This window comes from Corynebacterium sp. LK2537 (assembly GCF_040946485.1).
Taxonomy (GTDB): Bacteria; Actinomycetota; Actinomycetes; order Mycobacteriales; family Mycobacteriaceae; genus Corynebacterium.
Map to the genome: position 1 here is coordinate 249,111 of NZ_JAYWLQ010000001.1, position 18,917 is coordinate 268,027.

14 protein-coding genes are annotated in these 18,917 nt (G+C 65.4%); 7 read left to right on the plus strand and 7 right to left on the minus strand.

Annotated features, from left to right (window positions below; translation table 11 throughout):
• Positions 1 to 4 precede the first annotated feature (4 nt).
• Positions 5 to 1,096, minus strand: a complete 1,092-nt coding sequence (locus VVS03_RS01215; RefSeq protein WP_368533921.1) for a DUF4192 domain-containing protein — start codon at positions 1,094 to 1,096, stop codon at positions 5 to 7.
• 218 nt (positions 1,097 to 1,314) lie between these two features.
• Between VVS03_RS01215 and VVS03_RS01220 the strand changes: the two genes are divergently transcribed.
• Both VVS03_RS01220 and VVS03_RS01225 read left to right on the plus strand, forming a co-directional pair.
• Positions 1,315 to 2,349, plus strand: coding sequence for a proteasome assembly chaperone family protein (locus VVS03_RS01220; RefSeq protein WP_368533920.1), 1,035 nt, complete (start codon positions 1,315 to 1,317; stop codon positions 2,347 to 2,349).
• A 54-nt stretch (positions 2,350 to 2,403) separates the two neighbouring features.
• Complete coding sequence (locus tag VVS03_RS01225; protein ID WP_368533919.1) at positions 2,404 to 4,947, plus strand: DEAD/DEAH box helicase; 2,544 nt, start codon at positions 2,404 to 2,406, stop codon at positions 4,945 to 4,947.
• Positions 4,948 to 5,045: 98 nt separating this feature from the next.
• On the opposite strand, the gene VVS03_RS01230 is transcribed toward VVS03_RS01225, so the two are convergent.
• On the minus strand, positions 5,046 to 5,570 hold the full coding sequence (locus tag VVS03_RS01230) for a carboxymuconolactone decarboxylase family protein (protein WP_368519190.1): 525 nt from the start codon (positions 5,568 to 5,570) through the stop codon (positions 5,046 to 5,048).
• A 98-nt stretch (positions 5,571 to 5,668) separates the two neighbouring features.
• Complete coding sequence (locus tag VVS03_RS01235; RefSeq protein ID WP_368519189.1) at positions 5,669 to 6,265, minus strand: peroxiredoxin; 597 nt, start codon at positions 6,263 to 6,265, stop codon at positions 5,669 to 5,671.
• A 143-nt stretch (positions 6,266 to 6,408) separates the two neighbouring features.
• On the opposite strand from VVS03_RS01235, the gene VVS03_RS01240 reads away from it, so the two are divergent.
• Positions 6,409 to 7,362: a LysR substrate-binding domain-containing protein gene (locus tag VVS03_RS01240; protein ID WP_368533918.1), complete on the plus strand. Its 954-nt coding sequence runs from the start codon at positions 6,409 to 6,411 to the stop codon at positions 7,360 to 7,362.
• Between the two features lie 92 nt (positions 7,363 to 7,454).
• On the opposite strand, the gene VVS03_RS01245 is transcribed toward VVS03_RS01240, so the two are convergent.
• Entirely contained in the window at positions 7,455 to 8,447 is a 993-nt protein-coding gene (locus tag VVS03_RS01245) for a hypothetical protein (protein ID WP_368533917.1), read from the minus strand.
• Positions 8,448 to 8,610: 163 nt separating this feature from the next.
• Here VVS03_RS01245 and hrpA point away from each other — a divergent pair, with 163 nt between their 5' ends.
• Positions 8,611 to 12,549: an ATP-dependent RNA helicase HrpA gene (gene hrpA, locus VVS03_RS01250; RefSeq protein WP_368533916.1), complete on the plus strand. Its 3,939-nt coding sequence runs from the start codon at positions 8,611 to 8,613 to the stop codon at positions 12,547 to 12,549.
• A 23-nt stretch (positions 12,550 to 12,572) separates the two neighbouring features.
• Here hrpA and nrdR read toward each other — a convergent pair whose 3' ends face one another.
• Both nrdR and VVS03_RS01260 read right to left on the minus strand, forming a co-directional pair.
• On the minus strand, positions 12,573 to 13,031 hold the full coding sequence (gene nrdR, locus VVS03_RS01255; protein WP_368519185.1) for a transcriptional regulator NrdR: 459 nt from the start codon (positions 13,029 to 13,031) through the stop codon (positions 12,573 to 12,575).
• Positions 13,032 to 13,150: 119 nt separating this feature from the next.
• The gene (locus tag VVS03_RS01260; RefSeq protein WP_368519184.1) at positions 13,151 to 13,597 is read right to left on the minus strand and encodes a hypothetical protein; all 447 of its coding nucleotides are present in this window, start codon (positions 13,595 to 13,597) and stop codon (positions 13,151 to 13,153) included.
• 210 nt (positions 13,598 to 13,807) lie between these two features.
• Between VVS03_RS01260 and lexA the strand changes: the two genes are divergently transcribed.
• The gene (lexA, locus tag VVS03_RS01265; protein WP_409338159.1) at positions 13,808 to 14,560 is read left to right on the plus strand and encodes a transcriptional repressor LexA; all 753 of its coding nucleotides are present in this window, start codon (positions 13,808 to 13,810) and stop codon (positions 14,558 to 14,560) included.
• Between the two features lie 255 nt (positions 14,561 to 14,815).
• Positions 14,816 to 15,598: a DeoR/GlpR family DNA-binding transcription regulator gene (locus tag VVS03_RS01270; protein WP_368519182.1), complete on the plus strand. Its 783-nt coding sequence runs from the start codon at positions 14,816 to 14,818 to the stop codon at positions 15,596 to 15,598.
• 84 nt (positions 15,599 to 15,682) lie between these two features.
• Here VVS03_RS01270 and ptsP read toward each other — a convergent pair whose 3' ends face one another.
• Positions 15,683 to 17,464 carry a phosphoenolpyruvate--protein phosphotransferase gene (gene ptsP, locus VVS03_RS01275; protein WP_368519181.1) on the minus strand — a complete coding sequence of 594 codons (1,782 nt, stop codon included), beginning with the start codon at positions 17,462 to 17,464 and terminating at the stop codon, positions 15,683 to 15,685.
• 451 nt (positions 17,465 to 17,915) lie between these two features.
• On the opposite strand from ptsP, the gene VVS03_RS01280 reads away from it, so the two are divergent.
• Complete coding sequence (locus tag VVS03_RS01280; RefSeq protein ID WP_368519180.1) at positions 17,916 to 18,884, plus strand: 1-phosphofructokinase family hexose kinase; 969 nt, start codon at positions 17,916 to 17,918, stop codon at positions 18,882 to 18,884.
• The last annotated feature ends 33 nt before the right edge of the window (positions 18,885 to 18,917 follow it).

Genomic DNA, 18,917 nt, shown 5'->3' on the forward strand with positions numbered 1-18,917 from the left:
AGGCCTAGGCGGCCCGCGGCTCGGGGTCGCAGTGGCATCCCCCGTAGACGGCTGCCAGCCGCGCCTTTTCCGAGCCCTGCCGCACGCTATCGATGAGGGCCTCGTGCAGCCCGCAGCGGAACGCGCTGAGTAGCAGCCGCAGGAAGTTGTGCTCGGGGAATTCCTCGCGGCCGACCATCAGCGCCGTGCTGGCCTTGTAGTAGATGCCCATCTCGATTGAGCAGACTGCGTAGACGGCCAGCGCGTTGGCGCGAATGTGGCCGCTGAAGGTCTGCGCCAGCGCCAGCATGAGCGTGCAGGCGGCCGCGGGGTGGGCCAGGCAACCGCCCAAGGCGACGTCGCGGGCCTTGGTGCTGCCCATCCAGACGGCGGCGGTAAACAACAGCTCGGTGTCCCCGGCGACGTCGCCGGGCCCGTCGATATCGCTTAGGACCTCCGAGACGTCGCGGGCGATGGCCACGAGGTCGTAGCCGTAGGTGCGGTGGCCACAGCAGGCATCGTTAGCGCAGTCGGTAGCCAGCCGGTTGAGGGCGGCGAGTTCCGCCGGCTCCCCCAGGCGGTTGCGGCGCTGGAAGGGCTCGAAGCATTCCTGCCGGTCGAGGGCGGGCAACTCGCCCTCAGCGATGCAGGCGCGCATGCTGTCGGACTCCGTAATCGGCGCGACGCGGCCTTCCAGCCAGGCGTCGCCGCCGGGGCCCTGGTGCAGCGCCGGGTCGGCAAAAATCTCCTCGTAGGGCTGGCCGACCTGGATTTCCGGCACCATCCACAGGCCTTCGAGGGAGACGAAGCATTGCTCCTCGTCGTAGAGGAAGTCGATGAGTTCGCTCAGGTGCGACTCCGGGCGGGTGCTGATGATGAACGCGAAGAAGATGTGGTCGGGGTATTGGTGCAGCAGGGCGAGGCCTTCCTCCCAGCCCTCGTCGACGTCGTCGATACTAATGCGCAGGAGGGGTCCGAGAATATAGCTCTCGGGGCAGTCGTGGTCGGGTTGGAAGCTGACGATGACGAGGGATTCGGACGGGTAGAAACCAAGGTTTCCGGGGATGTCGGCAAGGATTTCGGCGGGTGTGTACGTGTGTGCTTGTGAAGTAGTCATGCTGTCATCATCGGCGGAATGCGCGCCGAAATCGAGCGCCGCCGTCCCGCGCCTGTGGATAACTCGCCACATTTATATTCCACGTAATATATCGGCACGTTATCCACAGGCCGGGCCCGCGGCGATGGTCTACAATAGCTCCAATGCGTTCCCGCAAAGGTTAAGGAATAAACCCGGCCGGGGAATCGTTGTTGCAGGTAAAAGAAGGAGGAAAAGACATGCCTGATGAAGATCGCCGCATGTACGAACTGGAGTATCCTGCCCCAGTAGTCGACTCCGCGAATGACGACGGCAACGGCCCCACCCTCGTAGTGGCCATGAGCGGCTACGCGGACGCGGGCCAAGCGGTCGACGCCAGCGCTGCGCACCTGCTCGCCGCGCTCGACTCGCGGCCCGTGGCCGCGTTCAACAACGACGAACTCATTGATTACCGCTCGCGGCGCCCCGCGGTGACCATCGACGCCGATAGCCCGATGGAAATCGAGCAACTCAACCTGAGCATGCGCGTGGTGCGTGACACCCGCGACAAGCCCTTCCTGCTGCTGTCCGGACCCGAGCCCGACCTGCGCTGGGAAGGCTTTACCAACGCGGTGGCGGACCTGGCCGACAAGTTCGACGTCTCGGACACCATCTGCCTCTACGCCGCCCCGATGCCGGTGCCTCACACCCGCCCGCTGGTGATTACCGCCCACGGCAACTCGCGCCGGTTAAAGCAGCGGATGTTCAAGCTGGATTCGACCATGATGGTGCCGGGCTCGGCCCAGCTCTACCTGGAAAAGGAGCTGGCGGACCGCGGCCGCAAGGTCGCCGGCTTCACCGTCCACGTGCCCCACTACCTGGCCTCCTCGCCGTACCCGCACGCCACGCTGCAGCTGCTGGAGTCCGTGGCCACCGCCGCGGGCCTGGACTTGCCGCTCGGCAGCCTGGAGCACGACGTTGAGCGCGTCAACCAACAGCTGGCCGAGCAGGTCGAGGACTCCGAGGAGGTCAACCAGGTCGTGCGCCAGCTCGAGGAGCAGTACGACTCCTTCCTTGAGCACTACCGCGACGAGCACCCGCAGGCCGTGTTGCCGGGCGAGCAGAACATGCCCACCGGCGAGGAAATCAGCGAGGAATTCGAGCGCTTCCTCGCCTACCTCGATGACCAGGACCCCGAGGTCCGCCGGGCCATCGAGCGCAACATGAACCACGGCCGCGACGACAGAGATGTCGACTCCGGGACGGGTCCGGAGGATCGCAGCGACGAGAGCTAGACGGGTCGCGCCCGGCGAACCCGGCGGTGGGGGCGATGGCCTAGAGTGGTAGGCGTGACTTTAACGCAAATGCTGCCCGACCTCGCCGAAGTACCGGAGTCGCTCGTCGACACCGCCATCTGGGACACGTTCACCGCGTGGACCACCGAACGCGGGATTTCGTTGTACCCGGCCCAGGAGGAGGCATCGTTAGGCATCCTCGCCGGGGACAACGTCATCCTGGCCACGCCGACGGGGTCCGGCAAGTCCATGGTGGCCAACGCCGCGCACTTTATCGCGCTGGCCCGCGGGCAGCGCAGCTTCTACACCGCTCCGATTAAGGCCCTGGTGAGCGAGAAGTTCTTCGCGTTGTGCGAAATCTTCGGCGCGGAAAACGTCGGCATGATGACCGGCGATGCCACCGTCAACGGCAACGCCCCCATCATCGCCGCTACCGCGGAAATCGTGGCTAACATCGCCCTGCGCGACGGGCGCGAGGCCAAGATCGACCAGGTAGTCATGGACGAGTTCCACTACTACTCGGACCCGCAGCGCGGCTGGGCCTGGCAGGTCCCGCTCTTGGAGCTCGACCAGGCCCAATTCCTGCTTATGTCGGCCACCCTGGGTGACACCACTTGGCTGGAAAAGGATCTCAGCGAGCGCACCGGCCGCACCACGGACCTCGTGGCGGGTTCCGAGCGCCCGGTGCCGCTGGATTTTAGCTACACCTTCCTGGCCGTCCACGAGACCATCGAGGAGCTGCTGAGCGCTGGCAAGGCGCCCATCTACGTCGTGCACTTCTCCCAGCGCGAGGCCGCCGAGCGCGCGCAGGCGCTGACCTCGCTGAAGGCGATGATCACGCCGGAGGAAAAGGAAGCCATCGCCACCGAGATTGGTAGCTTCCGGTTTACCACCACCTTCGGCAAAGATTTGTCGCGGCTGCTGCGCAAGGGCATCGGTATCCACCACGCCGGCATGCTGCCCAAGTACCGCCGCCTGGTGGAACGCCTCGCCCAGCGCGGCCTGCTGAAGGTCATCTGCGGTACCGATACCCTCGGCGTGGGCATCAACGTGCCCATCCGCACGGTGCTGATGACGGGCCTGGCGAAGTTCGACGGCACGCGCCAGCGCATCCTGAAATCCCGCGAGTTCCACCAGATCGCCGGGCGCGCCGGCCGCGCCGGTTACGACACCGAGGGCACCGTGGTGGTCGAGGCGCCCGAGCACGAGATCGAAAACGCCAAGGCCCGCCGCCGCGTGGGCGACGACCCGAAGCGGCTGAAGAAACTGCGCAAGAAGGCCCCGCGCGACGGCGAGGTCTCCTGGTCGGAAAAGACCTTCGAGCGGCTGACCCACGCCGAACCGGAGCAGCTGACCTCGCAGTTCCGCATGTCGAACTCCATGCTGCTCAACGTCCTGGCCCGGCACGGCAACGGCTACGAACACCTCAAGCACCTGTTGCGCACCAACCACGACACCCGCGCGCAGCAAAACCAGCACATCCTGACCGCGCTGGATCTCTTCAAAGGCTTGCTCAACGCCGGCGTGGTCCAAAAGTCCACCAAGAGGCTGGACATCTACGGCCGGCCCTACCACTTGGTGCGCGAGCTGCCCCGCGACTTCGCGCTGAACCAGCCGCTTTCCCCCTTCGCGCTGGCGGCGCTGACGCTGCTGGACCCCGCGTCCGAGACCTTCACGCTGGACATTATCTCCTGTTTCGAGACCATCCTGGACGATCCCCGGCAGGTGCTGCAGGCCCAGCAGAAGGCCCGCCGCGGCGAGGAGATCGCGGCGCTGAAGGCCGAGGGCGTGGACTACACCGAGCGCATGGCCATCGTCGAGGAGATCACCTGGCCCAAGCCCTTGGAGGAGCTGCTCGACCAGGCCTTCGAGTCCTTCTGCGAGGGCAACCCGTGGGCCAAGGAATTCGACATCGCGCCGAAGTCGGTCCTGCGCGAGATGGTCGAAAAGGCCATGACGTTCTCCGACCTGGTCGCCACTTACGGGCTGGCCCGTTCCGAGGGCGTTATCCTGCGCTACCTGACCGATTGCTGGCGCACGCTCAAGCAGTCGGTGCCGCAGGAGTACATGACCGAGCAGCTCGCCGACATTCTGGAGTGGTTGGGCGAGCTCATCCGCCAGGTCGACAGCTCCCTGGTCGACGAATGGGCGCAGATGGCCGGCGAGGACTCCCCCGTCGACCAGGCCACGGTGGACCGCGAGCTGGCCTTTGGCGTGGAGGACCCGACCGCGCTGACCTCCAACAAGCGGGCGTTTACCATCATGGTGCGCAACTACTTCTTCCGCCTGGTCCAGCTCTTTGCCTTCGAGAAGGAAGACCGCCTTGCCGAGCTCCTCGACTACCTGGACGAGGTGCCCGACTTCGGCGCGGCGCTGGACGATTACTTCGACGAATACGCCGACATCGACTCCGGCCCGGCCGCCCGCGGACCGGAGTACTTCCGCCTGGCAGAAACCCGTCCGCGCGCGTGGACGGTCCGCCAGATCATCAAGGACCCGGACGGCGACAACGCCTACGCGCTGGTCGGCACCGTCGACCTGGATGCATCCGACGAGGCCGGCGAGGTCCGCCTGTCCGATCTGCGCGTCGACTACTAACGGCTTAGCGCGCCTCCCCCCTAAGGACGCGAAAACACCCGCCCGGGCTCGGTTGCGAGCGGCTGGGCGGGTGTCTGCTTTAAAGCGCGGCGCTAGATTTAGCGAGCGGCTTCAATCTGGACGGTCTGGGCGACAGCCTGGATGACGGCGCCGACCTTGACGGCCTCCCAGATCTGCTCCTTGGTCAGGCCGGCTTCCTGCAGCTCGTGCGCGTGGGCGGCCAGGCAGTGCTCGCAGCCGTTGATGGCGGAGACCACGGTGTTCCACAGCTCGAAGTTAGCCTTCTCGACGCCCGGCTTGGAGATGATGTTCATGCGCAGGCCGAACTTGACCTGAGCGTAGTCGTCACCGAGCCAGCCCTTGGCGCGGTAGGCAACGTTGTTCATCGCCATGACGGTGGCGGCACCCAGGGCAGCCTCGACGGCCTCGTCGGACAGGTGCTCCTTGGCCTCTTCCATGATCTCAGACAGGACGGTGTCGTTGCGGGTAGCGGCGGCAGCGGCTAGCAGGGAGCCCCAGAGCTGCTCCTCGTTGAGCTCGGTGCTGCGGGTCAGGGTGCCCAGGTTCAGCTTCTGATCCTTGGCGTACTCGGGCATGGAGCTCTTCAGGTTATCAATAGACAAGACTATTCTCCTTCTGGTTTTTGATAAGTATATTTCAACGGGGTTGAGACAAAGACCCCGCCGGAGCGGACTTCGACGGGGTCCATGACTTTAAGTCTTTACTTCAGGGATTCCTGAACGACGTCCATCTTGTTGATGTTCTTGGTCGGGTCGTTAGCTTCCCAGTTGCAAGCGCAGACCTCTTCGGACTGCAGGGCGTCGAGCACACGCAGAACCTCGTCCACGTTGCGGCCCACAGCGTCCGGGGTGACGGACACGAACTGGATGATGCCGTCCGGGTCGATAATGAAGGTAGCGCGGTCAGCGACACCGTCAGCGTTCTCGACACCCAGCGCACGGATCAGGTCGTGGCGAACGTCGGCGAACATCGGGAACGGAACGGACTTCAGGTCCGGGTGGGTGGCGCGCCAGTTGAAGTGAGCGAACTCGTTATCGGTGGAGCCGCCCAGCACCTGGGTGTCACGGTCCTGGAACTCTTCGTCCAGCTTGCCGAATGCCGCAATCTCGGTCGGGCAGACGAAGGTGAAGTCCTTAGGGTAGAAGAAGACGATCTTCCACTTGCCTTCGTATTTATCCAGCGAAACCTGCTCGAAGTAGTCCTCCGGCTGCTGGGCGTTCACGTCGTGCAGGTCGCCACCGGTGAGCGCGGTCAGGTTGAACTCCGGGAACTTTTCCCCAACGGTCAAGATAGGCATTGTTGACAACATCTCCTTTAATGAGGTTGCTTAGTCCAGATTTGTGGTCTGCGGCCGACTTAGCGGCCAACGACTTCCATTATGCCTATCAGTTTCAAGAACGTCAATAGACCTCCCTATCTATTAATGATATAATGATAAGTATGCATAATAAAGAGTACCGTCCCACCCTCGCTCAGCTGCGCACATTCGTTACCATCGCCGAAAATAAACACTTCGGCACGGCCGCCCAAAAGCTACAAATCTCCCAGCCTTCGCTGTCCCAGGCGCTGGTTGCTTTGGAGCAAGGCCTCGACATCCAACTGATTGAACGCTCCACCCGCCGAGTCATCGTCACCGCCGCCGGCGAGAAGCTGCTGCCCTACGCCAAGGCCACCCTGGAAGCCGCCAACGCCTTCTTCGCCCACGCCCGCGGCGCCCACGGCGACCTGTCCGGGCCGCTGACCATCGGCGCCATACCGACCGTGGCCCCGTACATCCTCCCGGATCTGCTCAAGAACCTGCACAGCAAGTTCGAGGACATGGAGCCCCGCATTGTCGAGGAGCAGACCGAGCACCTGCTCCAGCGCCTGCGCGACGGCCAGCTGGACCTGGCCATCATCGCTCTGCCGTCGGAGGCCTCCGGGCTGGTCGAGGTCCCTCTCTACACCGAGGACTTCGCCGTGGTCGTCCCCAGCGACCACCCGCTGGCCGGCCGCGACGACCTGAAGCTCGAGGACCTGGATTCCCTGGATCTGCTGCTGCTCGACGACGGCCACTGCCTGCGCGACCAGATCATGGACCTGTGCCGCAAGGCGAAGATCAACCCGTCGGAGGCCACCAACTCGGTGACCCGGGCATCGTCGCTGACCACCATCGTCCAGCTGGTCATCGCGGGCCTGGGCGCCACCTTGGTGCCGGAGTCGGCCCTGGCCGCGGAGGCTAACCATCCGGAGCTGGGCATCGCCCGCTTCGATGATTCCGTGACCGCCCAGCGCCAGATCGGCCTGGTCTTCCGCAACTCCGCCGCCCGCGCGGACGAGTTCCGCGAGTTCGGCGAGACCGTCAAGGACGCCTACGACAAGGCCCTGGCCCGTTCCCGCGAGTCCATCCAGTAACCCAAAACAACCTAAAACGCCACAAAGACTTCACCCCGCCGCGGGGCACAACCACGTGCTCCGGGCGGGGTGAAAGCTTTAGTGAGCCGCTTTTAGACGCGGACGGTGGCCGCGCACGAGCGGTACATGTGGGCCTGGGCCAGCAGCACGACGGCCGCCACGATGCTCGCCCCCAGCATGATGAGGATGGACATCAGGATGACGCCCACGATGCCGAAGGAGATAAACAGCAGGCTCACCAGCGCCACGGCCAGCATGAGCCCGAAGGAAATCAGCCCCACCAGCAGGCTGAACAGCAGCAGTTGCAGGTAGTTCTTCTTGCCGGCGGCAAAGCCCGTCGAGAAGGAGGCGCCGAAGCCGGTCTTGCCGTCCGCCGCGAACCACGGCATCAGCGTGAACAGCGGCGACAGGAAGAACATGAGCACGACGAAGGCCATGAAGAAGGCGAAGACTCCCGCCAAGACGCTCGGATCCAGCTGGGCCGGGTCGGTGGTGTTGCTCATCTCGCTGAAGCCGCTCAGCTGCATCCCGCCCAGCATGATGACGGTGATAATCCCCTGGATGACCAGGTAGACGCCCGCGGCGGCCCAGTGCACGTCCTTGCCGAGGGCGCCGATACCCGGCCGCGGCTCGTCGACGTGCCAGGTGGCAAACCGGTACAGCACGGGCGTGACCACGATCGAGATCACCAGGCTGAGCAGGCTGGTGACCACGGAGTTGCCCGAGTAACCTGCCTCGATATCCCCGCCGGTGAGCAAGGAGATGCCCATAGACAGGATCGCGCCGGCCAGGCCCAGGGCTAGCGCCAGCGGCACCAGGGTCTTCCAGTTGCGGCCGAAGGCGGAAAAACCCCAGCCGATGGACCGGACTGCCTGCGGGCGCTGCGGCCCGTGCAGGTATCCATCGTTGCCGCCCGCATAACCCTGCGCGCCCGCGTAACCGTAGCCCGGGGCCTGCTGCCCGCCGGGATTCGGGGAGCCGAAATTCGGGTTGTCCTCCGGGTGGCTCGTCGGCTCGTAACGCGGCAGATCGCCAAAAGAGTCGTTCGGCGACTGCCCGTCGTTCGGATCGTTCGGGGTGGTCATGGTGGGTCCTTTCTGAATTCATCAACAGAATGCGGCGGGGACTGGCTACCCCAGTGACGGTATCACCCGGCGGTCCTATACGTTCGACCTGTTCCGAAAGAGTTTCTCAATAGTTACCGGTTTGAGCCCTCACGCGCCGCCGTGAGTAGAATTAGCTGCGACAATGGCTAATACACACAAGGACCCGCAAGAACCGCGCGAGGCGCGCGACAACTCTCCCGCTGCGCCCAGCCGCGACGATCTGTACGCCCGCCTGGTTAACGTGCGCAGCGCCGACGAACGCGCGTTCCGGCGCCGCCTGAAAAAGGCGCGCTCCCCGCACGCGCTTTCGGCGATCTCCGCCGACATCGACGCCGCCGAAGAGCGCGTGCGTGGCGTCGACCGCCTCGTGCCGGAGATCGTTTACCCGGACAGCCTGCCGGTCAGCGCCCGCCGGGACGACATCGCCGAAGCGATTGACAACAACCAGGTGGTTATCATCGCCGGAGAGACCGGCTCCGGTAAGACCACGCAGATCCCGAAGATTTGCCTCGAGCTGGGGCGCGGCCGCCGCGGGCTGATCGGCCACACGCAGCCCCGGCGCCTGGCGGCCCGCACGGTCGCCGAGCGTATCGCCGACGAACTCGGCCAGAAGATCGGCCAGACCGTCGGCTACGCCATCCGCTTCGACGACCAGGTCTCCAAGTCCACGGCCGTCAAGCTCATGACGGACGGTATCCTGCTGGCGGAGATGCAGCGCGACCGCTTCCTCAACGCCTACGACACCATCATCATCGACGAGGCCCACGAGCGCTCGCTGAATATCGACTTCCTTCTGGGCTACCTCAAACGGCTGCTGCCCAAGCGACCGGATCTCAAGGTGATTATCACCTCGGCGACCATCGATCCGGAGCGTTTCGCCCAGCACTTCGCCAGCCCGGAAGGCCCCGCGCCCATCATCGAGGTCTCCGGCCGCACCTACCCCGTCGAGATCCGCTACCGACCCCTGGAATTCGAGGCTGGCGGCAAGGTGGTCGACCAGGACCCGCTGGACGGGCTCGTCGAGGCCCTGACCGAGCTGATGGCCGAGGGCGACGGCGATATCTTGTGCTTCTTCCCCGGCGAGCGCGACATCCGCGACGCCATGGAGGTCATCGAGGCCAAGAAGTGGAAGGGCGTGGAGGTCACTCCCCTCTTCGGCCGCCTGTCCAACCAGGAGCAGCACCGAGTCTTTAGCCCGCACTCGGGGCGGCGCATCGTGCTCTCGACCAATATCGCCGAGACATCCCTGACGGTGCCCGGCATCCGCTACGTCGTGGACACCGGCACCGCGCGTATCTCGCGCTACTCCACGCGCACCAAGGTCCAGCGCCTGCCTATCGAGCCCATCTCGCAGGCCAGCGCGAACCAACGCTCCGGCCGCTGTGGCCGTGTGGCCGACGGCATCGCCATCCGCCTCTACTCGGAGCAGGACTTCTTGTCCCGCCCGGAGTTCACTGACCCGGAAATCCTGCGCACCAACCTGGCCAGCGTCATCCTGCAGATGATTTCCCTGCGGCTGGGCGATATCTCCCGCTTCCCCTTCGTGCAGCCGCCGGCGGACAAGGCGGTGCGCGACGGCATCGCCCTGCTCAACGAGCTGGGTGCTTTGGGCACGGAGGACAAGAACGGGCTGCCCACGCTGACCAAGACCGGCTCGACGCTGGCGCGCATTCCGGTCGACCCGCGCATGGCGCGGATGCTGGTGGAAGCCCACAAGCTGGGCTGCCTGCACGACGTCATCATCATCGTTGCGGCCATGACCATCCAGGACGTGCGCGAACGCCCCCTGGAAAAGCAGGCCCAGGCGGACCAGGCGCACGCGCGGTTTAAGGACAAGACCTCGGATTTCTTAAGCCAGCTCAAACTGTGGGACTACATTAAAGACTCCCGCAACGAAAAGTCCGGCAACGCCTTCCGCAAGCAGATGAAGGCGGAATTCCTGCACTACATGCGCATCCGGGAGTGGTTCGACCTGGTGCGCCAGCTGCGCGAGGTCGCCAAGCAGCTCAAGTGGACCGCGCAGGAATCCGGCAAGCGGGCCGATGCCGCCATCCACCAGGCGCTCCTGTCGGGCTTGCTGTCCAATATCGGCGCCCGCGACGGCAACTCCAAGGAGTTCCACGGCGCCCGCAACACGCGCTTTATGGTCTTCCCCGGCTCCGCGCTGGCGAAGAAGCCGCCGGAGTTCGTCATGGCCGCCGAGCTGGTGGAGACCTCCCGGCTGTGGGCGCGCGATGTCGCCCAGATCGAGCCCGCCTGGGTGGAGCGCCTGGCCGCCGGCCTGCTCAAGCACAGCTATTCCGACCCGGTCTGGTCCACCAAGCGGGCCACCGCCATGGTCAAGCAGAAGTCGACGCTGTATGGCGTGCCGGTGGTCCACGACCGCTCCGTGCCCTACCACCGCGTCGACCAAGCCGCGGCCCGGGACTTGTTCATCCGCCACGCTCTCATCGGCGGAGAGTGGAATACCCACCATTCCTTCTTCCACGACAACGTCGCCAAGCTCGACAAGGCGGCCGAGTACGAGGACAAGGCGCGCCGGCGCGGCCTGGTCGCGGACGAGGACACCCTCTTCGCCTTCTACGACGAGCGCCTGCCCGCCAATATCACCAGCGGCAAGTACTTCGACTCCTGGTGGAAGAAGGAGCGCCACGCCCACCCCGCGCTGCTGGACTTCGATCCGGAGGCGCTGGTTAACGACGCCGATAACCGCGTGACCGAGGCGGACTTCCCCGATACCTGGCGCGCCGGTTCCGTGGAGCTGGACCTGTCGTACCACTTCAGCCCCGGCGATCCCCTGGACGGCGTGACCATCCAGGTGCCGGTGCCCATGCTGGCCGGGCTGGAGACCACCGGCTTCGACTGGCTGGTGCCGGGCCTGCGCCTGGAGCTGGTCACGGAGCTCATCCGCAGCCTGCCGAAGGCCCTGCGCCGCACGGTGGTGCCCGCCCCGGAGTTCGCCGAGCGCGCCCTAGACAAGCTGGTCCCCTACGCCGGGCCCATTACCGAACAGCTCGCCGACGTCCTGCGGGAGCTGGGCGGCCAGGGCATCAACGCCGTGGATTTCCGCCCGCAGTCGCTGCCCGACCACCTGCGTATGAACTACGCGGCCATCGACAAGCGGGGCAAGATTATCGACTCCGACCGCGATCTCTCCGCGCTGGTCCACCGCCAGGCGGGTTCGATTAAGTCCTCGGTCTCGAAGGTAAGCCGCATCTCGGAGTCCGGGTCAGTCAAGGAATGGCGCGCCGACAACCTCGGCTCCATCGATGACGAGGTCCGCACCACGGTGGACGGCCACGAGGTCACCGCCTACCCGGCGCTGGTCGCCACCAAGGACGGCGTCGAGGTCAAGGTGCACCCCACCAAGGCCGCGGCCGATGCGGCCATGCTGACCACGACGCTGACGTTGCTCATGCGGGAAATCACCGTCAACCCGCGCCCCATGGTCAAGGGCCTGCCCTTGCAGCAGCGCGTGGCCATCGACAACTACCCGCACGGCGGGGCCGAAGGCCTGGTCTCCGACGCCCGGGTGGCCGCCATCCGCGATCTCCTGCTGGAGGCCGGCGGCGCGGTGCGCTCCCCGGAAGAATTCGACCAGCTGCGCAAGAAGGTCGCCCCGGCCGTGCCCGGGCGGGTGCGCCAGATGGTCGTCGCCATCGCCCCGGGACTGGTCGAATACGGACGCATCACGGACGAGCTCGACAAGTGGACCGGCCCAGCCATCGACGACATCCGCGCCCAGCTGGATTTCCTGCTTCCCCCGCAGGCGATCACGAAAAACGGCATCGAACATCTGCGGCATCTGCCGCGCTACCTGCAGGCGGTGCGCATTCGGTTAGAAGAGATGAACCTCGACCCGGACAAGGACGCGGACCGCCAAGCGGAGGTCGACGAGGCGAAGGCCTACCTCAATAATCGCCTGCGTTCGCTGCCAGCCGGGAGATCTAAGACGAAGGCGGTGCGGGATATCTACTGGATGATCGAGGAGCTCCGAGTCTCCCTGTTCGCCCAACGCCTCGGCACCGCGCACGCGGTGTCCCTGCGACGCATCCAGAAGGCTGTCGACAAGCTGGCCTAGCGCCGCGCTGCCGCGGCCGAAGCCTAGAAGTTGCTCCGGTCGCGGCGCTTCATCAGGCGGATCTCCGACTCGAAATCATCCGCGCTGTCGAAGGATTTATACACGGAGGCGAAGCGCAGGTACGCCACCTCGTCGAGGTCGCGCAGCGGGTCGAGGATGGCCAGGCCGATATCGTTGGCGTTGATCTGGGAGCTGCCGTGGCTGCGCACGGTCTCCTCCACTTCCTGGGCCAGGCGCTTCAAGGCGTCGTCCGAGACATCACGGCCCTGGCAGGCCCGGCGCACGCCGCGGATCAGCTTGTCGCGGCTAAACGGCTCGGACAGGCCGTTGCGCTTGACCACGGACAGCACCGCCTTTTCGACCGTGGTGAAACGGCCCCGGCACGAAGAACACTCGCGCCGGCGGCGGATGGAAGCACCCGCGTCAACGACGCGGGAGTCGATGACGCGTGACTGTTCGTGGTGACAAAATGGGCAATACAACTCGGCTCGCTCCCCGTATCTTTCTAGCTTCCCGGTTTCATCCGCACCAGCGGACCACGCGGATGCCTTACCAGTCTACTGCGCGCGGCGATGGGAAAGCCGAGTGCCCGGACCGCGGCCTAGTTCAGGTGAGCCTGCTGGGTGATGGCACTGTCCACGGCTCCCATCGAGCTGGCGGACTCCGGGCCGTCAACAAGCCCCATGCCCGCCGCCAGCGTGCCCAAGAAGACTGCACATCCGAACACAGCGCCGAGCGCGTAGTTGCCCTTCTGGCGCCCCTGCTCGGAGACCATCCCGCGCGGCTGCCCTGCGAAATCCTCGGCGCTCAGCGCGGGCTGCGAACGACGGTCTGTTCGATTATCTAGCGTGAGCGTTCGAGAATAGCGCGACCCCACGCCAGCCGGGCCGTGCCCCGACCAGGCGGGCGCGCCCTGCCGATCCCCGAAATCTCGGACCGATGGCTCCCACACCGCGGCCGCGGGCACCACGGAAGGGGTGCGGGAACCGGTGCGGTAAGCTGCAAATTCGGTGTTAGCGATACGGCGGTCATCAAATGCGAGAGTCATAGTAATCTTTCCTTTCCTTGGTGCCACCGAGTCTAAATCCGGACCCCGACATGGCACCGACTTTCCTTCGTTCGAATGTTCGAATTAGGTTCTGTGTTCGATTTATAGCAGGGTTCCCAAAATTTGTCTAGCGCACGGGCGAAGATCTCGAACATTTGTACATTTCGTGCTAGAAAGGAAGGTAGGAATTTTCGCGGGCCCGCAGCGCCTGTGTCCCCCACTAACCGACCTGCTAGTCAACTTGGAGAGTTAAAGACCATGGCCCGACCCAGCAAATCCTCACAAAAACCGACACTCGACTCCTTAAGCGCCCGCCAGCGGCGCATCCTCGAGGTCATTCACGACGCCGTACTCCTGCGCGGCTATCCGCCGAGCATCCGCGAGATCGGTGACGCCGCCGGCCTGCAGTCGACCTCCTCGGTGGCCTACCAGCTCAAGCAGCTGGAGGAGAAGGGCTTCCTGCGGCGCGATCCCAACAAGCCGCGCGCCGTCGATGTCCGCCACCTCAACACCGAGAAGGAAGACGCGAAGGCCGAGAAGGCCAGCAAGTCCGCGGATCTCCCGCAGACCCCGCCCGATGCCGGCCAGGTCAGCTACATCCCCGTCGTCGGGCGCATTGCCGCCGGGACCCCCATCACGGCCGAGGAAAACATCGACACCTACTACCCCATGCCGGATGAGGTCGTCGGCGGCGGCGATCTCTACATGCTGCAGGTCGTCGGCGACTCCATGCGGGACGCCGGCATCCTGGACGGGGACTGGGTCATCGTCCGCTCGCAGTCCACGGCGGAGGAAGGCGACTTCGTCGCAGCCCTCCTGGAGGGCGAGGAAGCCACCGTCAAGGAGTTCCACCGCGACTCCACCGGGGTGTGGCTGCTGCCCCACAATGACGCCTATTCCCCTATCAACGGGGAGGAATCGGAAATCATGGGCAAGGTCGTCTCCGTGATGCGCAAGCTCTAATTCCCCGGAACATTCCGCGTTATTCCCCCTTTCTGAGGTAGCGGGGCATGCAAAAGGTCACTCCCGCCTCATGGCCGTAGTTCCGATTTGCCCGATCTACCTCAAGAAATACCCAAGCAACCCAAGAACCGGGTGCTTGGGTTTTTCTGTTTGTGTTTGCCCACGCGGTTTTTCTGGAACAATTTGAGTAGACCCATTTCACCGTGTGCGCGCGCCCATCCGCGCGCGTACCCACGGACCGAGGAGAACTACCCAATGTATGCAGAAGAACGCCGTCGGCAGATTGCGTCCCTCACCGCCGTCGAGGGACGCGTCAATGTCACGGAACTCTCCCATAAATTCGACGTCACCGCCGAGACCATCCGCCGCGACCTGGCCGTCCTGGACCGCGAGGGCGTCGTCCACCGCGTCCACGGCGGTGCGGTGGCCTCGCAGACCTTCCAGACCGCCGAGTTCACCCTGGACACGCGCTCGCGCTCGGCCACCGGGGCGAAATCCGCGATCGCCGAGGCGGCCCTCGAATTCCTCCCCGAGACCCCGGGCAGCATCTTCCTGGACGCCGGCACCACCACGAACGCGCTAAGCGATCTCATCGCAGCGAGTCCCCTGGCCAACCAACTGTCGATCGTGTCGAACAGCCTGCCCATTGCCCTGTCACTGGCCAATAATGGCATCAAGGACGTACAACTACTGGGCGGTACGGTGCGCGGCATAACCCAGGCCGTGGTCGGCGATACCGCCCTGCGCACCATGGCGCTGCTGCGCGCCGACGTCGCGTTCATCGGCACCAACGCCCTGACCCTGGATCACGGACTGTCCACCGCAGACGCCCAGGAGGCGGCCATCAAGGCCGCGTTCGTGACCAACGCCCGAAAGGTTGTGGTCCTGTGTGACTCTTCCAAGCTGGGCAACGACTACCTGGTCAGCTTCGCCAAGATTTCGGACATCGACGTCGTCATCACGGACTCGGCGGCACCGCAAAGCTTCGTTGACGCGCTGCGCGAGCGCGAGATCACCGTGGTCATCGTCGACGCTTAACCCCCTCCAATACAAACAACCCGGCACAAGCCCCGCGTTAAGGCGGCGGCTCGGCCGGGTTGTTTAGTTGGACTGCCGGGGCCGTTAGCTTTCGACCTCAGGCTGCGCGAGCTCCTCAATGAGTTCGCGGACCTTGTCGCGCGCCTCCGAGGGGCCTTCGCAGGACACGGCTGCGGCGGCGATCTTGCGGCAGTCCTCGAGGCTGAGCTCGGCCAGCTGCGCGCCCACGCCGGCAACGGCGGTCGAGGCGGCCGACAGGGAGTTAACCCCCAGGCCGGTGAGGACGGCGGCGAGCATCGGATCCGCGGCGGCCTCGCCGCAGACACCTACGGGAACGTTGTTGTCGCCGCCGACCACGCAGGTGTGCTGGATAAGGCGCAGCACGGCGGGCTGCCAGGGGTCGGTCAGGTACGCCAGCTGCGGCGACAGGCGGTCCGCGGCCATGGTGTACTGGGTCAGGTCGTTGGTGCCGATGGAGACGAAGTCCAGGTGCGGCATGATGGTATCGGCCATGAGGGCCGCGGCGGGGACCTCGATCATCGCGCCCGGGATAAGGTTGCGTTCCCGGCACAGGCCGGCGAACCAGCGGGCCTCGTTCGCGGTAGCCACCATCGGGGCCATGACCCAGGTCTGCGCGCCTTCCGGGCGCTGTTCGGCGGCTTGGGCGATGGCGTCGAGCTGCCGGGTCAGCAGCGACTCGTTGTCGCGGGCGATGCGCAGGCCGCGCACGCCCAGCGCCGGGTTCTCCTCATCATCGAGGGTGGCGTAGCTAATCGGCTTGTCCGAGCCGGCGTCCAGCGTGCGCACGACGACCTTGCGGTCGCCGAAGGCGTTGAAGACCTTGGAGTAAATCTGTGCCTGCTCGTCGACGCTCGGTTCCTCCGAGGCGTTGAGGAAGGACAGCTCGGTGCGGTACAGGCCCACGCCCTCGGCCTGGGTGCCAGCGGCCAGCCGGGCGGCGTTGCCGTCGGCGACGTTGGCAAGCAGCTGCACGCGGTAGCCGTCGCTGGTTTGGGCCGGACCCTCCCACTGGGCGATCTTGGCGGCCTTGGCCTGGTACTCGGCCACGGCGGCCTGGGAGCTGTCGGCGTCCGCGCCGGTTTCGACCAGCCCGCGGGAACCGTCCACGAACAGCCACTCGCCCGCGCTGAGCTCGCGCAGCTTCGCGCCCGTGGCCACGATGCACGGGATGTCCAGCTGGCGGGCGATGATGGCGGTGTGGCTGGTGGGCCCGCCTAGCTCGGTCACCAGGGCCTTGATCCGGTCGATGTCCAGCGTCGCAGTATCCGCCGGCGCCAAGTCGTCGGCCAGCAGCACGGCCTCGCCTTCGACGTAGGGCAGGCCCGGCTCGTCCTCGCCGCGCAGCTCCGCGATGACGCGATCGCGCACGTCCTTCAGGTCCGTCGTGCGCTCAGCCATGACACCGCCGGCGGATTCGAACATGTAGACAAACTTGTCCGTGGCGGCGACTACCGCGTATTCCGCGCCGTTGCCGCCGCGCACGTTCTTGCGCACCGTCTTGTGCCAGCCCTTATCCCGCGCCATCGAGGCGGTGGCCTTCAGAACCTCCGCCGCATGCCCCTCGGCGCTTCCCGCACGCCCCTCGAGGCGCTGCGCGACGGTTTCCGCGGCCTCCTGGAAGCGCGCGAACTCGGCCTCGCGCTGGTCTTCTTCGACGATGGCTTCCCCGGACTGCGGCAGCTGCGGGCGGGGACGTACCCACACCGCGGGAGCGTAGGCGACGCCGGCCACCACACCGGTGCCCGCGATGGTGCCCCGCTGCCCGGCGTTCGCTTGAGCCGAGCTAGCTTCAGCGCTCGTCGACCCGGTGGTGGCGGTGCTGCCAGTGTTGTCGGTGTTGGTCATGTAAAACTTCTCCCTACGTCTGAAGACTAAGTAGACAAGATCGGTATACGCGTATTTATGGCAATCCTACTCAGGCTCGCCAGTACTCACTAGAAACGAATTCTGAGCTCTTCCGAAACTAGGTCCAGTGCGCCTCCGGCCCACTGGTGCAGGAGTCGTCAGGCCCCGGCGAGGCTCCGCAAGAGAACAACTTTCTGCCCAGTCTACCGAGACCCACGGAAAACCACATATACCCATTGACATACGGGCATAATCGGGCAACAATACAAAGTAAACGTCTGCAAACGTTGTCACACGTTACAGTTCGTTGACATTGACCCCTCGGCCACTCGGTCCCGGGCACCGTCGGATGTCTCACCCCTGCTGGCACTCAGGCCCGCAGCTAGAGACAACCGGCAAGGAGGCACGGAGCGACTGGCCGAAGCGCCCGCCGGAGGAAGCACCACCCACCATGATTTTGACGCTGACCCCTAACCCCAGCATCGACGCGACCCTATCCCTCGATGAACCGCTGACCACCGGTTTGGTCCACCGCGCCCGGTCTGTCTCCCAAGTCGCCGGCGGCAAGGGCATTAACGTCACCCACGCCGCGTACCTGGCGGAGCACCCCACCGTGGCGCTGTTTCCCGCGGGCCCCTCGGATCTATTCCTCTCCCTGGTCGAGGACGCCGCGCTGCCCTACGAGGCGGTCCCCCTCGACCACACCATCCGCGTAAACACGACGATTACCGACCCGTCCGGCGGCACCACCAAGATCAACGGCCCAGGCCCGTTGGTGGGTCCGGAGGTCCAGCAGGAAATCATCCAGCGGTTGGGCGCCCTCTCGGCGAACGCGGACTGGGTGGTGCTGGCCGGCTCCCTGCCGCCGGGCTGCCCGGCTGACTGGTATTCCTCGCTCATCAAGGCCCTGCGCAGCGCCTCCCCGCAGACCTGGATCGCGGTGGACACCTCCGACCAGCCCATGCTGGAAATCGCCCGCAACCTAGACACCGCGGCCCCGGATCTGCTCAAGCCGAACGGCTTCGAGCTCGGCCAGCTCGCCGGCGAGGACGGGCTCGCGCTCGAGGAACAGGCCGCGCGCGGCGATTATTCTGGAGTCGTGGCTGCGGCCCGCTCCGTGGTCCAGCGCGGGGTCGGCGAAATCCTGGTGACCTTGGGCGGCGCCGGCGCGGTACTCGTCACCGCCGATGGTGCCTGGGTGGCCACGCCCCCGGCTTCCGAGGTCGTCTCCACCGTCGGTGCGGGTGACTCGGCTCTCGCCGGGTACCTGCTGGCGCGCACCGCGGGCACCACCCGCCCGGAGGCGCTGCGCCAGGCCGTCGCCTACGGCACGGCCGCCGCGGGCCTGGCCGGTACCACCCTGCCCCGGCCAGACCAGATCGACCTGGCGGGCACCACGCTCGACGAACTTGATAACTAAATATCCTTTCCCGAAATCCTAAAGAAATGGAGC

What these genes read in the sequence shown, in the direction of transcription:
- VVS03_RS01215 (WP_368533921.1), bottom strand. Translation starts at nt 1,096, where the DNA reads ATGACTACTTCACAAGCACACACGTACACACCCGCCGAAATCCTTGCC.
- VVS03_RS01220 (WP_368533920.1), top strand. Translation starts at nt 1,315, where the DNA reads ATGCCTGATGAAGATCGCCGCATGTACGAACTGGAGTATCCTGCCCCA.
- VVS03_RS01235 (WP_368519189.1), bottom strand. Translation starts at nt 6,265, where the DNA reads ATGCCTATCTTGACCGTTGGGGAAAAGTTCCCGGAGTTCAACCTGACC.
- VVS03_RS01240 (WP_368533918.1), top strand. Translation starts at nt 6,409, where the DNA reads ATGCATAATAAAGAGTACCGTCCCACCCTCGCTCAGCTGCGCACATTC.
- VVS03_RS01245 (WP_368533917.1), bottom strand. Translation starts at nt 8,447, where the DNA reads ATGACCACCCCGAACGATCCGAACGACGGGCAGTCGCCGAACGACTCT.
- hrpA (WP_368533916.1), top strand. Translation starts at nt 8,611, where the DNA reads ATGGCTAATACACACAAGGACCCGCAAGAACCGCGCGAGGCGCGCGAC.
- VVS03_RS01260 (WP_368519184.1), bottom strand. Translation starts at nt 13,597, where the DNA reads ATGACTCTCGCATTTGATGACCGCCGTATCGCTAACACCGAATTTGCA.
- VVS03_RS01270 (WP_368519182.1), top strand. Translation starts at nt 14,816, where the DNA reads ATGTATGCAGAAGAACGCCGTCGGCAGATTGCGTCCCTCACCGCCGTC.
- ptsP (WP_368519181.1), bottom strand. Translation starts at nt 17,464, where the DNA reads ATGACCAACACCGACAACACTGGCAGCACCGCCACCACCGGGTCGACG.
- VVS03_RS01280 (WP_368519180.1), top strand. Translation starts at nt 17,916, where the DNA reads ATGATTTTGACGCTGACCCCTAACCCCAGCATCGACGCGACCCTATCC.